At 39.6% G+C, this 14,349-nt stretch carries 13 protein-coding genes; all 13 read left to right on the forward strand.

Annotated elements, in window-relative coordinates; genetic code table 11:
- Window positions 1-41 precede the first annotated feature (41 nt).
- Window positions 42-1,316 (forward strand): DegT/DnrJ/EryC1/StrS family aminotransferase, encoded by a 1,275-nt coding sequence (locus OC25_RS05310; RefSeq protein ID WP_039472535.1) that lies wholly within the window; start codon window positions 42-44, stop codon window positions 1,314-1,316.
- Window positions 1,313-1,915 carry a sugar transferase gene (locus OC25_RS05315; RefSeq protein WP_039472537.1) on the forward strand — a complete coding sequence of 201 codons (603 nt, stop codon included), beginning with the start codon at window positions 1,313-1,315 and terminating at the stop codon, window positions 1,913-1,915. The genes OC25_RS05310 and OC25_RS05315 overlap by 4 nt, the downstream gene beginning before the upstream one ends.
- 6 nt (window positions 1,916-1,921) lie before the next feature.
- A complete protein-coding gene (locus OC25_RS05320) occupies window positions 1,922-3,022 on the forward strand; it encodes a glycosyltransferase (RefSeq protein WP_052265971.1) in 1,101 nt (366 codons plus the stop codon).
- 20 nt (window positions 3,023-3,042) lie between these two features.
- On the forward strand, window positions 3,043-4,884 hold the full coding sequence (gene asnB, locus OC25_RS05325) for an asparagine synthase (glutamine-hydrolyzing) (protein ID WP_039472540.1): 1,842 nt from the start codon (window positions 3,043-3,045) through the stop codon (window positions 4,882-4,884).
- 4 nt (window positions 4,885-4,888) lie between these two features.
- On the forward strand, window positions 4,889-5,785 hold the full coding sequence (locus OC25_RS05330; RefSeq protein WP_039472542.1) for a glucosamine inositolphosphorylceramide transferase family protein: 897 nt from the start codon (window positions 4,889-4,891) through the stop codon (window positions 5,783-5,785).
- A gap of 11 nt (window positions 5,786-5,796) precedes the next feature.
- A complete protein-coding gene (locus OC25_RS05335; protein WP_039472544.1) occupies window positions 5,797-6,873 on the forward strand; it encodes a glycosyltransferase in 1,077 nt (358 codons plus the stop codon).
- Between the two features lie 119 nt (window positions 6,874-6,992).
- Complete coding sequence (locus OC25_RS05340; RefSeq protein ID WP_039472547.1) at window positions 6,993-8,084, forward strand: NAD-dependent epimerase; 1,092 nt, start codon at window positions 6,993-6,995, stop codon at window positions 8,082-8,084.
- Window positions 8,085-8,296: 212 nt separating this feature from the next.
- Complete coding sequence (locus OC25_RS05345) at window positions 8,297-9,706, forward strand: pectate lyase family protein (protein WP_245221896.1); 1,410 nt, start codon at window positions 8,297-8,299, stop codon at window positions 9,704-9,706.
- Window positions 9,707-9,780: 74 nt separating this feature from the next.
- Complete coding sequence (locus tag OC25_RS05350) at window positions 9,781-10,935, forward strand: glycosyltransferase family 4 protein (protein WP_245221898.1); 1,155 nt, start codon at window positions 9,781-9,783, stop codon at window positions 10,933-10,935.
- A gap of 54 nt (window positions 10,936-10,989) precedes the next feature.
- Window positions 10,990-11,793 (forward strand): phytanoyl-CoA dioxygenase family protein, encoded by an 804-nt coding sequence (locus tag OC25_RS05355; RefSeq protein WP_052265973.1) that lies wholly within the window; start codon window positions 10,990-10,992, stop codon window positions 11,791-11,793.
- A gap of 11 nt (window positions 11,794-11,804) precedes the next feature.
- Window positions 11,805-12,776, forward strand: a complete 972-nt coding sequence (locus OC25_RS05360) for a hypothetical protein (RefSeq protein WP_039472549.1) — start codon at window positions 11,805-11,807, stop codon at window positions 12,774-12,776.
- The gene (locus tag OC25_RS05365) at window positions 12,773-13,267 is read left to right on the forward strand and encodes a GNAT family N-acetyltransferase (protein ID WP_039472550.1); all 495 of its coding nucleotides are present in this window, start codon (window positions 12,773-12,775) and stop codon (window positions 13,265-13,267) included. Before OC25_RS05360 ends, OC25_RS05365 begins: the two co-directional genes overlap by 4 nt.
- A gap of 24 nt (window positions 13,268-13,291) precedes the next feature.
- The gene (locus OC25_RS05370) at window positions 13,292-14,329 is read left to right on the forward strand and encodes a GNAT family N-acetyltransferase (RefSeq protein ID WP_039472552.1); all 1,038 of its coding nucleotides are present in this window, start codon (window positions 13,292-13,294) and stop codon (window positions 14,327-14,329) included.
- Window positions 14,330-14,349: the final 20 nt, after the last annotated feature.

The following is a 14,349-nucleotide window of genomic DNA, read 5'->3' on the forward strand; positions in this document are numbered from 1 at the left end:
CCCGGCGGACCTTTTTAACAAACAAACTAAATTTATTGATTATGAATATTCCATTTTCTCCACCGTTTATCGATCAATCAGTGGTTGATCAGGTATTAGATACCCTTAACAACAAGTGGATTACCACCGGGCCCAAAGTTAAAGCCTTGGAACAGGAAGTAAAGGTAATTACAGGTACTGATCAAGTAATTTGTGTAAATTCCTGGACTTCGGGCGCCATTTTAATGTTAAAATGGTTTGGCGTTAAGGCAGGCGATGAGGTAATTGTACCAGCATATACGTACAGTGCTACTGCATTGGCCGTTTTACATTGTGGCGCTACACCAGTTATGGTTGATGTTTTGGAAGATTTTAATATCGATCCAGAGAAAGTAAAAGCAGCCATAACTACACGGACAAAAGCTATTATTGCAGTAGATATAGCAGGCTGGCCTTGCGATTATGCTGCTTTAAAAGAAGTGATTAATGATCATCACGTACAGAAAAAATTCAGGAGCACTTCTGATAAACAACAGCTGTTAAACAGGATATTATTAATTTCTGATGCTGCACATTCTATTGGCAGTACCTACCTGAATAAACCAGCTGCTCAAAATTGCGACGTAACCATTTTCTCATTTCACGCAGTAAAGAATATTACAACAGCAGAAGGTGGCGCCATTTGCCTTAACCTTCCAAAGCAGTTCGATCACGAAGCAGAGTACGCCTATTTAAAAATGTATACGCTTAACGGACAGAACAAAGATGCGCTATCTAAATCAAGAGGTGCCGGCTGGCGTTATGATATTCTTTTTCAGGGTTTGAAAATAAATATGCCCGATATCTGTGCAGCAATTGGCCTGGCTCAACTCAGGAAATACGATAACGATTTGCTGCCACAACGTAAAGAGATCGCTAAAAAATATTTTGAAGGCTTTCAGGATCAGGATTGGTTTATCAGCCCGCCATTGGTAAGTACGCAAAGAGAATCCTGCTATCACCTTTTTCCGTTAAGGGTTAAGGGCTTAAGCGAGGAACAAAGAGATCAGATTATTGATGATCTTTCTGCCCTGGGGATTGCCACAAACGTGCATTTTATTCCAATGCCTATGCTTACCCTTTTTAAAAATATGGGTTATAAAATGGAAGACTATCCAATGGCTTATCAAAATTATGCCTGCGAAATTTCATTGCCCATTTATCCGCAGTTAACCCAAACTGAAATTGATTTTATTATCCCTTCGGTAATTAGCTGCGTTCAGATTCAGCTAAACAGAAATATCAAAGTGATCGAAACTAACGTGGTTGAACTTAAACAAATGGCCGTAGCATCATGAAAACTAATAAAAAAAGAATATTCGATGTGGTATTTGCAATCTTGTGCCTGATATTATTTAGTCCGCTTTTAATATTGATTGCCATTGTGATCAAACTCGATTCGAAAGGGCCGGTTATCTTTAAACAAATCAGGGTAGGCCGAAATATGAAAGATTTCCACCTGATCAAATTTCGAACCATGAAGGTAGTACAAAGCAATAATAGCTTGCTTACCATCGGTAACCACGATAACCGCATCACCAAAATCGGTTACTGGCTCAGAAAATACAAGCTTGACGAGTTGCCCCAGTTGTTAAATGTTTTGAAAGGGCAGATGAGCTTTGTCGGTCCGCGACCCGAGGTTAGGAAATATGTAAACATGTACAGCGAAGAACAACGTTATGTGTTGTCGATCAAACCAGGTATTACCGATTGGGCCTCGGTTGAGTTTTGCAACGAAAACGAGCTTTTACAACATGCAGAAGATCCTGAAAACTATTATATAGAAAGGATCATTCCTGCCAAAATAAAACAGAACATGCGCTACATTAAGCAGCATGATATTTTTACCGATTTTAAGATTATCTGGTTAACGTTAAACAGAATTGTAATTAACTAAAAAGATATGTCGGCGCTCCAACAAACCATTAATGAAGAAGTTAAAGTCAGGAAAAAAGTTTTTTTTGTACTGAGCTCCTTAACTTCCGGAGGATCTGAAAGGGTTTTCTGGAACCTTGCTCAGGGCTTTAACAAAGATAAATTCGAAATCACCATTGTTATCCTCGATTCGACAGTAAATTGCTTTTCGATGGATCTGGATGGCGTAAGGTTTATAGATCTCAAAACCAAAAAAGCTTCACGATCTTTCTTTGCCTTATACTCGGTTTTAAAACGAGAAGCACCTTATGCTGTTTTCTCTACTACCGACCATATTAATATCCTGGTTTCGCTGGTAGGCAGGTTTTTAAATATTCCGATGCTGATTGCAAGGGCTTCGAACATTCCGCACGAGCAACGTTTATATGAAGGTTTTAAATCCAAATTCTACGAGCTTTTTACCAGTGCAAGTTACAGGGGCTATAAACAAATTGTTTGCCAGTCTGACGAAATGAAACAGTCGCTTATTGATACTTACAATGTTGATCAGCATTTAATCAAGGTTATTGCTAATCCGGTGCTGCAATCTAACAAACTCAAAGGCGCCAAAACACCCGTTAAAATTTACAAGCTCCTGGTGGTGGCGCGTTTCGCGCTCGAAAAAGGCTTGGACAGGTTAGTGGAGATTATGGCAGGCCTGCCTGAAAATTACCACCTCGATTTTGTGGGTACAGGCGCGCTTAAAGATCAGATAGCCAAACAAATTGCAGACAGGCAGCTTGGCCACAAGCTTAAAATATTGGGTGAAATTAAAAATATCCACGAGGTAATGGTTCAGCACGATTTAATGGTGCTAAGCTCGCATACCGAGGGCTTTCCGAATGTGGTGCTTGAGGCACTTACCGTAGGCCTGCCCGTAGTAACTTTCAAGGTAAGTGGTATTCCGGGCCTAATTATCGACGGTTTTAATGGTTATGTGATTAAGCAGGGCGATTTGGAAGACTTTCGCCAGAAAATTATTCAGGCTTGTACTATCGACAACTGGAAGCCCGAAGCCATCAGGCAAAATGTATATCAAAAATGTGCGCTCGATAAAATCAGTGCCGAATACGAAGAATTAATCAGTTAACAACTCAAAAAATTAAAGTTATGTGTGGAATATATGGTGCTACTATACCTTACTCAGACGGCGTGGTCCGCGAGAAAATGGCAAGGATCAACTTTCGTGGACCAGATTATACCGGTGTACAACGTTATAACCAGGTTGTTTTTGCCCATAACCGCTTAGCCATTATCGATCTCGATGCACGCTCCAACCAGCCTTTTTCGTACCTGCACCTGCATATCGTTTTCAATGGCGAAATATACAATTACAAAGATATCCGTAAAGCGCTCGAAGCTAAAAACTACCAGTTTAGAACCAGCTCCGATACCGAAGTAATTTGCGCCGCCTATCTTGAATATGGTGCCGATTGCCTTACATATTTCAATGGCATGTTTGCTTTTGTAATTTACGATACGCTGAAAAATGAGCTTTTTGGTGCCCGCGATCGTTTTGGCAAAAAACCTTTTTATTACGCTCACGAGCATGGCACTTTCGAATTCGCCAGTCAGCCTTCGCAAATCAGTATCGATCGCGATTTAAGTGTAGATGAAGATGCCATTAGCCAGTACTTAATTTGGGGCTATGTACCCCAGCCACAATCTATTTGGCAAAATGTTAAGCAATTGCCGGCCGCTAATTACTTTACTTACAATCTCCAAACCGATAAACTTAAAATAACCGAATACTGGACTTTAGATTACGGCTGGAAAAACAAGTTTGCCGGTACTTACGAAGAGGCTAAAGAAGCTTTGGCACTTATTATTGCCGATGCTGTTAAAATCAGGATGAATGCAGATGTACCGCTCGGGGTGTTTCTTTCGGGGGGTATCGATTCTTCACTCGTAGCTGCCTTAGCTACCAAAGAAATCGATCACGTAAAAACCTTCTCCATTAAATTTAACGAAAAAGGGTTTGATGAGAGTGCTTACGCCAATCAGGTAGCCAAACATTTAGGAACCGATCACCATACCATTGAATGTAATTATGATGATGGCATTCAGCTGATCGAGAACTTTAACCGCTATTACGACGAACCCTTTGCCGATTCGAGTGCTATACCCACCATGCTGTTAAGCAAAAGTACCCGGGCGCATGTAACGGTAGCTTTAAGTGGCGATGCCGGCGATGAAGCTTTCCTTGGCTATCACCGGTATAAATGGATTAAACAGGTAAGTAGTTTATTTTACGCACCACATGCTATAAGAAAAGCTTTTGCCGGCTTAATTAACCAGTCGCCAAGTTACCGGCACAAGCTTATTGCCATGGGTATTTCGATGGAAGATGTAGAAAAGCTTTATGTAAAAATGTTCGGCAATATGGAAAACTCGTGGGTAAAACAACCCGATCTGGCTAAGTATAATCCCTTGATGCACATTTTAACTAATCCATCAAAGCCTTTGTTAGAGCGTGTTTCTGATTTCGATATTAAAACTTATTTAAACGGCGATATTAATACCAAGGTAGACCGCGCATCTATGGCTTTCTCATTAGAATCGCGCTCACCTTTAATGGATTACCGGGTAATTGAGTTTTCTCGAACATTGCCAACGCACTTTAAATACAGCAGCGGTAATCAAAAACGGATTTTAAAAGATCTTTTGTTCGAGCACGTACCTGCACACATGTTCGACAGGCCAAAAGCAGGTTTTACCATGCCATTTCAAAACTGGTTCAGAAATGAGCTTAAAGATTACGTAATGGATAACCTCTCTGCTGATAATTTAAAAAACATCCCTGGTATCCATGTAAAAAGAACACAGGAAATTATTAATGAACACATGACAGGGAAGTGGAACCGTTATCCGCAAATATGGAAATTACTGGTGCTGTCGCAATGGCTCATTAAGAACAAAACAAACGCTAAAAAAATCTCACTAGTCGCTTAACAATATGGTAACGGCAACAGTTAACCTCTTCAATAAAATTTTCGCGGCCGATAAATGGAACATTGGTTTCGTACATCAAACACCCGAAAATTTGATCGAGACCCGAAAATTAGGCGCTGCCATTAACTGGTTGCCTGAAGATGATATCGATTACGCAGCCGATCCCTTTGTAGTAAATGTGGGCAACACGCCGCGCATCTATTATGAAGAACTTGATTTTTGGAAAGGGAAAGGTGAGATCATGATGATTGACGGGCTGGATTTTAAAAACAAAAAGAAAATTAGCGGTATAAAGCCCGATGCCATCCACTTATCTTATCCATACCTGATTGAAGAAGGGGGCACTTTATACTGCATTCCTGAAACATCAGAAGCCAAAGAGGTTGCACTTTATCAGGTAGATGAAAATAATCCGGAGAAGTTGATTAAGCTTAAAGCCCTGGTAAGCGGAAAGGCTTTTGTAGATAGTTCAGTAATTCATTACAACAATAAATACTGGTTGTTTACCAGCGTATCTGGCGATCACGATCATCTTTACATTTATCACTCCAATGCGCTGAATGGACAATATACCGGGCATTATCAAAACCCAATACCTGTTGAAGCAGCCTTTTGCCGTGCTGCAGGGCATTTGTTTGTAGTAGGGCAGTCGCTGTACCGGCCTACACAAAACCCGGTTAACCGTTACGGAGGCTCCATCATGATTAACCAAATAGAAGTACTAAACGAAAAGGAATTTAAAAGCACCAGCCAGTTCGAAATATTACCCGATAAAGCATACAACAAAGGACTCCATAACATCAGTTTTGCCGATAACATTATTGTAATTGATGGCAAGCGGAAAGTAGTAAGCCCGATAATGCCCATCAAAAAGTTTGTCAGGAATTATAAAAACAGGTAAACCCAAACGAAATGAAAACACTAAAACAAAAAATCACTTTCATTTCGTTAACAGATGCTCCTAATGGCGCAGAAAACGTACTGCACATGATGGCCAACGCAGTAGAAGGGGATATGGTTTTTCTAAAGAAGCAACCTTTTTCTGGTTTAAAAGTATCCGAAAACATCGGTAAAACATATCTGTCTAAACAAAGTTTGATTAGCGGTTTTGCAAAACTGGTACCACAGCTCAGGCAATTTGGCCGCGACGATATTTTAATGAGTACGCATCCCTACTTAAATGCTTTTTTAGGTTTTTTAAAACGGATTGGCTATTTACGGTCGAAACTCATTGTCAGAGAATGTACTTCGGTATTTACCCGGTTTCGGGGGATGAAGAAACGTATTTACGAAATCATTTACAGAATGGGCTACCCGGCAGTTGACTTGGTAGTTTGCCAAACCACCTTAATGCAAGAACAATTGCTGCTTCACAATCCCTTTCTGGCAAAAGTTAAAGTACTGGTTCAGCCCAACCCAATAGATTTTAATAAGATAGTCGCCAAATCAAATCAGCCGCTAATTAATGGCGATGCAAAACTCGATTTTATCTGCTCAGCAGGGCGGTTGATCCCCGAAAAAGGTTTTCCGGTTTTGATCGAAGCTTTTAAACTGATTAAAGCTGAGCATCCGCAACTTAAATTGCTTTTGCTGGGCGAGGGGAAAGAAAGAGAATTACTGACGAAAATAATTACCGAAAACGATTTAACCGGTTCTGTTTTTTTAAAAGGCCAGATCGATAACCCGGCACCATATTTTAAACAGGCTAAACTTTGCGTCGTATCCTCTATAAAAGAAGGATTTCCCAATGTGCTGTTAGAAATGATGTCGGTAAACAATGCAGTAGTATCAACCCTTTGTGCCGGCGGAATAAGCGAAATACCCGCAATTGCAAAAGTAGCCGTAAACGATGCAAAGGCATTGGCTAGCGCCATGAATGAAACTTTACAGCAACCACAAACAGAAAACACAGCCATTGCCACACAATACTTGTACGGCAGACGACCCGAAGTATTTGCCCAATCTATTTTAAACGCCTTATACGCGTAATCAGTTCAAAATCAATTATTAAACCAAAACACTGCATAGCGGTTTGTACAGCTATGCTTAAAAAATAAAATCCACGCCTTGCTTAAGGCTTTTCTTAACCGTTTCTCAAACAGAAAATTATGAAAATTTTAATTACCGGTACAGCCGGATTTATTGGTTTCCACCTGGCAAAACGCTTATTGGAAAGAGGTGATACTGTTGTAGGTATCGATAACATTAACGATTATTATGATGTAAACCTGAAACACGCCCGTTTAGCCGAAACCGGTATTACACACAGTACCCTGGTTGATGGAGTTCCTCAGCAAAGCGTTAAATATGAAAACTACACTTTCATTAAACTAGATCTTTGCGATAAAGCCGGCCTCGAAAACTGTTTCGAAACTTACCAGTTCGATGCTGTTTGTAATTTAGCTGCCCAGGCTGGTGTGCGTTACAGCTTAACCAATCCTGATGCTTATATCGAAGCCAATATTAAAGGTTTTCTGAATATTCTGGAATGTAGCCGTCATTTTAAAATTGGTCATTTATTATATGCCAGTTCATCGAGTGTTTACGGGCTAAACAAAAAAATGCCTTTTTCGGCACATGATAATGTAGATCATCCGGTTTCATTATATGCGGCTTCTAAAAAGAGTAACGAGCTAATGGCACATGCCTACAGTCATTTGTTTAACCTGCCTACCACTGCTCTTCGTTTCTTTACTGTTTATGGTCCATGGGGCCGGCCTGATATGGCCTTGTTTTTATTTACCAAAGCCATTTTAGAAGGAAAGCCGATTGAAGTATTTAACAATGGCAAAATGAAAAGAGATTTTACCTACGTAGATGATATTGTAGAAGGGATAGTTAGGATTTTTGATCAGCCTGCCAAAGCTAATCCAGATTGGAATAACCAAAATCCTGATCCTGCTACTTCAACCGCACCATTTGCTGTATTTAATATCGGCAGGGGCGAACCTGTTAATTTGTTGGATTTTGTAGAGGAAATTGAAAAAGAAACAGGACTAAAGGCTGAAAAAATATTTATGCCTATGCAGGATGGCGATGTGGCGGAAACATCGGCAAATGTTGACGATTTAAAGCATCTATTAGGCTATGAACCAAGTGTTTCGGTACACGTAGGTGTGAAGAATTTTGTGAAATGGTTTACAGAATTTTACCACCCTGATTTACATATTGCACAGAAAACACTCCGTATTGCGGTTTAGTTTGTCATCTGATTGTAAACTAGATGTATTATTAATTCACATGTATTGAATAATTAAATCTAAATTTTGCATTCTGTAAACAATTGGTTTACAGTATAGCTAATCTATAACTAAATTTCTATTAATTAATTATCAGCACTTTAGCTGCATTTTTTTGAATATACTCATTTATCGCATATAGCGTTAAGTTGTAAATTTAAAAAAAATCAAAAATGCAGAGAAAGACAAATTTGTTTAAAAAAGTGAGTTTAATTGGGTTAATGTTTACACTGGTTGTTTTTTTTAGTAACTGTAAAAAAAATGCACAGGCAGACGATGTAGCAGCAAATAGCACCGAGATGTTTTCGGGCGATTCGTCGGCAGTGTTAGCAGCAACCGTAGGAAGTACAGGAAAGATAAACCTTTCCGGAACAAAATCAGAAGGTGGTTATGCGTATAAAATTTCGCAAACGATTTCAGGTGGCGACAATTCTACAGCTAAAGAGCAATCAATATTAAGATTATTTGAAAATGGTGTAGAGTTAGGCCCGGCACATTCAATACATGATGATATTAGAAATTTAGGTAAAGGCAGATTTAGCCACTGGGGAAGTACCGTAATCTTCTCGGCATCTGATAATACAGATCCAAGAACCAATGGCCGTACTTATACCTATTTAATGGGCGGAACCAGTACAATTGCTCCACCTAGCGATAATGCAACTACTGCACCAAGCACACCAACAGTATCTACTTCTGGTTTAATGGGCTATGCAATGGTAAACGGTACTACTACAGGCGGTCAGGGTGGCGCAGAAGTTACCGTTACCACGCTGGCACAATTAAAATCTGCAGTTGCCGATAATACGCCACGTATTATTTACATCAGCGGTACAGTTAAAGGTGCAGGTATGGATCCTGTTTATGTAAAATCAAACAAATCGATTATCGGTAAACCAGGTGCAGTAATTGAAGGTGTTAACTTATATATTTACACCGTAAGCAACATTATTGTGCAGAACATTACCTTTAAAAACTATGTTGAACAGGCAGCTGTACAAATTAAAGATTCGGCTCACCACGTTTGGGTAGACCACTGCGATTTTTCTACAGACCGTACACACGGATGGGAATACTGGGGTAAAGACATTTGTATTACGCGCGAATCTGATTACGTAACCGTTTCATGGAGCAAATTCCACGATACAAACTTATCAGTATTAATTAGCGGTGGTATCGAAGGTCACGAAGCCGATAAAGGTAAATTACACGTAACCATGCACCACAACATGTGGTACAATGTTACCGAGAGAGAGCCTTCAATGAACTACGGTAGCGTACACATGTTTAACAACTATCACTTAAACAACTCAGGTTACTCAATTGGTACCAGAGCAGGTGGTATTGTAAGAACAGATAACGAGTATTTCTCTAACTGTGTTAAACCTTTAACTACAAAAGTAGCAAGTGATCCGGAAGGATATTTTAGTGGTATTACGACCAACATTTACGATAAATGTGGCGCAAATAATATAACGACTGCAGTTTCTAGCTGGGTTCCGGAGTATGATTACAAATCATACGTTAACGATGCGGCAAGCGTGCCTGCATTGGTTATGGCTAACGCCGGTCCAACTAAGTAGACCAAAATCTTCATATTTTTTCTGCGAAGCCACCTGGATAGGTGGCTTTGCAGTTTAAATTAAAAAAAATTGACATGATGAACATTACTAAGAAAAAGATCTTTATCGTCTGCGACTCTTCCAGATCATTGCTCGATTTTAGAGGTAGATTGATTGAAAAGATGCAGCAGCATAACCAGGTGTATGTGTTTACACCCAAAATAGAACAGGATACGGTACGCAAGCGGCTCGACGATATGAAGGTAATTACCTACGAAAGCAATCTTAACGGCAGTAATGTATCTATCCTCTCTGATTTACGGTTTATATTTTCACTATATAAACTTATGCGTAGCATTAAACCGGATATATTTTTTCCTTATACTTTTAAACCGGTTATTTATGGCTCTTTTGTAGCCAAACTTTGCAAGGTTAAACTAATAGCCCCCATGCTTACCGGGTTGGGTTATAATTTTACCGATAACAGCTCAAGTAATAAGCTCGTAGTAAAAATTACCCGTTTGTTACTTAAGTTAAGCCTAAAACCAGATCCGCGTTTAAATATTATCTTTCAAAACAAAGATGATTCAGAGCGACTGGTTCAGTTAAACATCCTCAATAAAAAACACCAGGTTTACGTGGTAAATGGATCTGGGGTTGATTTAAGCCATTACAATTACTCAGAACCCAGTACTTCACCAGTTACCTTTTTAATGGTTTCGCGTTTAATTAACGCCAAAGGCATTAGAGAATATTACGATGCAGCTAAAATCATACACGAAAGGTTTCCAAAAGCTGTATTTAAACTTATCGGATCTTATGATCCCAATATCGATGCGATTAATGCCGATTTATATCAGCAGATAGCCAGCGGCGATACCATTCAATATATGGGGCAGGTAGATGATGTGAGGCCCGATATAGAAAATTCGTCGGTGATGGTGTTACCATCTTATTATGGCGAAGGCGTTCCACGGTGTGTACTGGAAGGTATGGCCATGGGAAGACCAGTAATTACCAGTGATTCTGTTGGCTGCAGAGAAACGGTAAACCAAATACCCGGACAAGCCAATGGCTTTCTGATTCCGGTAAAAGATGCCAGTGCGCTGGCCAGTAAAATGGAGTATTTCATTAAAAACTGTGATGAAATTATCCGCTTCGGAAGCAAAGGTTACGAATTTGCCAAATCCAAATTCGATGTAAACCTGGTTAACACCGAACTCTTCAAAATTATGCAACTTCAGGCTTAACCTACCCGGAGTGCCACAGTAAACTAACCAAATTATTCAACTAAACTTTAAGCTGTGAACAATACATTTATTTACAAACGAGCCACTTTAGCCGACTTCAGGGAGGCTATTGATGAATATGGATGGGTCGTGTATGAAAAAGCGATCAATCAGAAATTAATCTCCGAAATTATTGCAGGTTTCGAAACCTCATACCATTTACGTCGCGAAATTCAGATTTTAAACGGCATTGAAGCAAATATGGAAGGAACTTTACATCACTTACTCGAAAAAGATAATTTTGCAATCGATTTATTGAGCAAACTATACTGTCACCGCGAAATACGCGATTTTTTAGGCGGAAATTATATCTTAAACGGCATTAATGGTGTAATCAACACTAAAAAAAGTCATTCCTACATCCAAAACATACATCGCGATATCCGCACTTTTTCGCCCGATTCGAAGCTGATGATCCAGATGATTATTGTGCTCGACGATTTTACCATATTTAATGGGGCCACGCATTTTCTATCTGGTTCGCACAAACTCGATATCAAACCTGAAGAAAAGCATTTCAAAGCATTTTCTAAACAGGCCGTGGCTAAAAAAGGAAGCATTATCCTGTTCGATTCGAACCTCTGGCATGCAGGCGGTGTTAATTTTACCCGCAAACCACGCCGCGCCTTAACGCTGGGCTTTACCAAACCCTACATTAAGCAGCAATTCGATTATCCACGCTTTTTGGGTTACGAATTTGGCGAAAAGATAGACAGCGACTTAAGGCAGATTATTGGTTACAATGCCAGGGTGCCGGCAAGCCTGCAGGAATATTATCGCCCGGTAGAAAGCCGGATGTACAAATCAGATCAGGGATAAATGCTAAAACAATGGAAGTCCAAACACAAGCTGCCAAAACTATTGGCGGTTACATACAACTGCAGTTACCTAAGGGAAACGTTTTCCATCCAGGCTTAGTAGCACTTAACACCGGACGTAACGCTTTCGAATACATCCTTAGGGTAAGAAAATACAACCTGGTATATCTTCCGTACTATACCTGCGAAGTATTGTTGGAACCCTTACATAAACTAAACATTGCCTATAAGTTTTATCATATCGACGAAAACCTCGATCCCGTAATTGATTTCGATCTCGAAGCACATAGTTGTTTATTGTACACCAATTATTATGGTTTAAAAACAGAAACGGTTAAGCGCTTAACCAAAACGATCAGCAACCTGATTGTCGATAATGCGCAGGCCTTTTTCTGTAAACCGATTGCCAATGCCGATACTTTTTATTCGTGCCGTAAATTTTTTGGTGTACCCGATGGGGCTTACCTCAACATTGGCACCCCAATAAATGAGAACTTAAATCAGGATCAATCGGTTAACCGTTTTTCGCACCTGATAAAAAGTATCGACATTAATATAGAAGAAGCATATAACGATTATATAGAGAATAATAAAGTCTTGTGCTACAACGACATCAAGAATATGTCGGCCTTAACCACGGCGATGCTCTCTGGCATTGATTACGAAGCATGTGCTGCCATAAGAAGAGAAAACTTTGCCTTTTTAGCCGAACAACTGGACGATAAAAACCGCTTGCATTTAAATTTAGCCCCGGGCGATGTTCCGATGGTGTATCCCTTTTTAAGCAATGATGCAGCCATAAAGCAAACACTTATTAAACAAAAAATATTTGTGGCCACCTATTGGCCAAATGTTTACGAATGGGCCAGCCCTGATAGTTTCGAATACGCGCTGACACAAAAGCTCATCGCATTGCCTATTGATCACCGTTATGGCTTAGACGACATGCGCATTATGGTTAATGCTTTAAAACCACTAATATGAACACTCCAATTTACCTCAGGCCATTAGCACTTAAAGATGCCAGTGTATCTTATAAATGGCGCAACGATCCGGAAGTATGGTCGTACACCAAATTTGTTTTAAAAGATCCGGTTACGGTAGAGGTAGAGCAAGCCTGGCTTGCCAGTAAAATGAAGGCTGTTAACGAAAAACGTTTCGCCATTTGCATTAAAAACACAAACGAATATATCGGCAACATCCAATTACTCGATATTAGTAACGATACAGCAGAATTCCACCTTTTTATTGGTGAAAAAAAATACTGGGGCAAAGGCATAGGTTACTGTGCATCGTTGATGCTTTTAAAATATGCCTTTTATAACCTTAATCTTAAACATGTTTTTTTAGAAGTACATGCCGATAACCTGGCTGCTTATGCCATTTATAAAAAAGTAGGTTTCGAACGCATTTCTCAAGAGCATGATTTTATAAAAATGGCTATCAATCCATCAGTTTTACTGGCCATAAACTAATCTACCAACCTTAATAAGCTCCAAATGAGAAAGATTATTACCATCAATGAAAAGCAGGAGTGGACAGACTATGTGAAGCGTGCGCTGCACTACGATTTTTATCACACCTGGTATTACCATTCGTTAGATAAAAGCGGTTTGCCCATACTCTTTGTTTACGAGGAAAACGAAAATTACATCGCTTTTCCGCTGTTAAAGCGAAATATCCCCGGATCGGATTTCTTTGATTTTACATCAGTTTATGGTTATACCGGACCTATTTCGAACATGGACTTTAAATCGCTTGACGATGATTTTATGGAACGGTTTAAAGCATCGTTTATAGCTTACCTGCAAACCGGGCAAAACGTTACCGTATTTTCACGCCTGCATCCTTTTTTCGATCAGGAGAGATTGATGGAAAAGTTTTCGGGGGTACATGCCAATGGCAAAACAGTAGCCATTGATTTAACTACCAGCATAGAAAGCCAGCGCGCGGGATACCGAAAGAGTGTTAAAGAGAAAATAAGGCGTTTACGAAAACGCGATTATGAGGTAAGAATTTCTACCGATATTAATGACGCCATTATTTTCTCAGAAATATATACCGAAAATATGCTGCGTATTGGCGCTAAAGACAGTTACCTTTTTAATCATGCTTATTTTGTGGCTTTGCTTACTTCTGATGAGTTTGATAGCAAGCTCTTTATGGTTTACAAAGATGGTATTGCCATTTCCGGAGCTATTGTGGTTTGCACCAACGAAATTATGCAGGTACATCTGCTGGCCACACGCACTACCTATTTATTTGAATCGCCGGCTAAACTGTTAACAGATGAAATCACGGTTATCGGTCGCCAGTTGGGCTATAAATATTTTAACCTGGGTGGTGGTGTTAATTTTAAAGAAGATACCTTATTTGGCTGGAAAATGGGTTTTTCTAACCTGTGTTTCGAGTTTAACAGCTGGAGATATATAGCCAATAACGAATTATACAATACCCTTTTAAACGAACGGTCGCTTGACCCTTACTCTAATGTTGATTTTTTTCCACTCTACCGTAGTCCCGTAATTGCTTCATAATTAATTATTTATTTTTTAGG

Origin of the sequence: Pedobacter kyungheensis, from assembly GCF_000812965.1 — a bacterium.
Lineage (GTDB): Bacteria > Bacteroidota > Bacteroidia > Sphingobacteriales > Sphingobacteriaceae > Pedobacter > Pedobacter kyungheensis.

Coding starts and splice junctions, on each gene's coding strand:
- OC25_RS05310 (WP_039472535.1), top strand. CDS start 42: ATGAATATTCCATTTTCTCCACCGTTTATCGATCAATCAGTGGTTGAT.
- OC25_RS05315 (WP_039472537.1), top strand. CDS start 1,313: ATGAAAACTAATAAAAAAAGAATATTCGATGTGGTATTTGCAATCTTG.
- OC25_RS05320 (WP_052265971.1), top strand. CDS start 1,922: ATGTCGGCGCTCCAACAAACCATTAATGAAGAAGTTAAAGTCAGGAAA.
- asnB (WP_039472540.1), top strand. CDS start 3,043: ATGTGTGGAATATATGGTGCTACTATACCTTACTCAGACGGCGTGGTC.
- OC25_RS05330 (WP_039472542.1), top strand. CDS start 4,889: ATGGTAACGGCAACAGTTAACCTCTTCAATAAAATTTTCGCGGCCGAT.
- OC25_RS05335 (WP_039472544.1), top strand. CDS start 5,797: ATGAAAACACTAAAACAAAAAATCACTTTCATTTCGTTAACAGATGCT.
- OC25_RS05340 (WP_039472547.1), top strand. CDS start 6,993: ATGAAAATTTTAATTACCGGTACAGCCGGATTTATTGGTTTCCACCTG.
- OC25_RS05345 (WP_245221896.1), top strand. CDS start 8,297: ATGCAGAGAAAGACAAATTTGTTTAAAAAAGTGAGTTTAATTGGGTTA.
- OC25_RS05350 (WP_245221898.1), top strand. CDS start 9,781: ATGATGAACATTACTAAGAAAAAGATCTTTATCGTCTGCGACTCTTCC.
- OC25_RS05360 (WP_039472549.1), top strand. CDS start 11,805: ATGGAAGTCCAAACACAAGCTGCCAAAACTATTGGCGGTTACATACAA.
- OC25_RS05365 (WP_039472550.1), top strand. CDS start 12,773: ATGAACACTCCAATTTACCTCAGGCCATTAGCACTTAAAGATGCCAGT.
- OC25_RS05370 (WP_039472552.1), top strand. CDS start 13,292: ATGAGAAAGATTATTACCATCAATGAAAAGCAGGAGTGGACAGACTAT.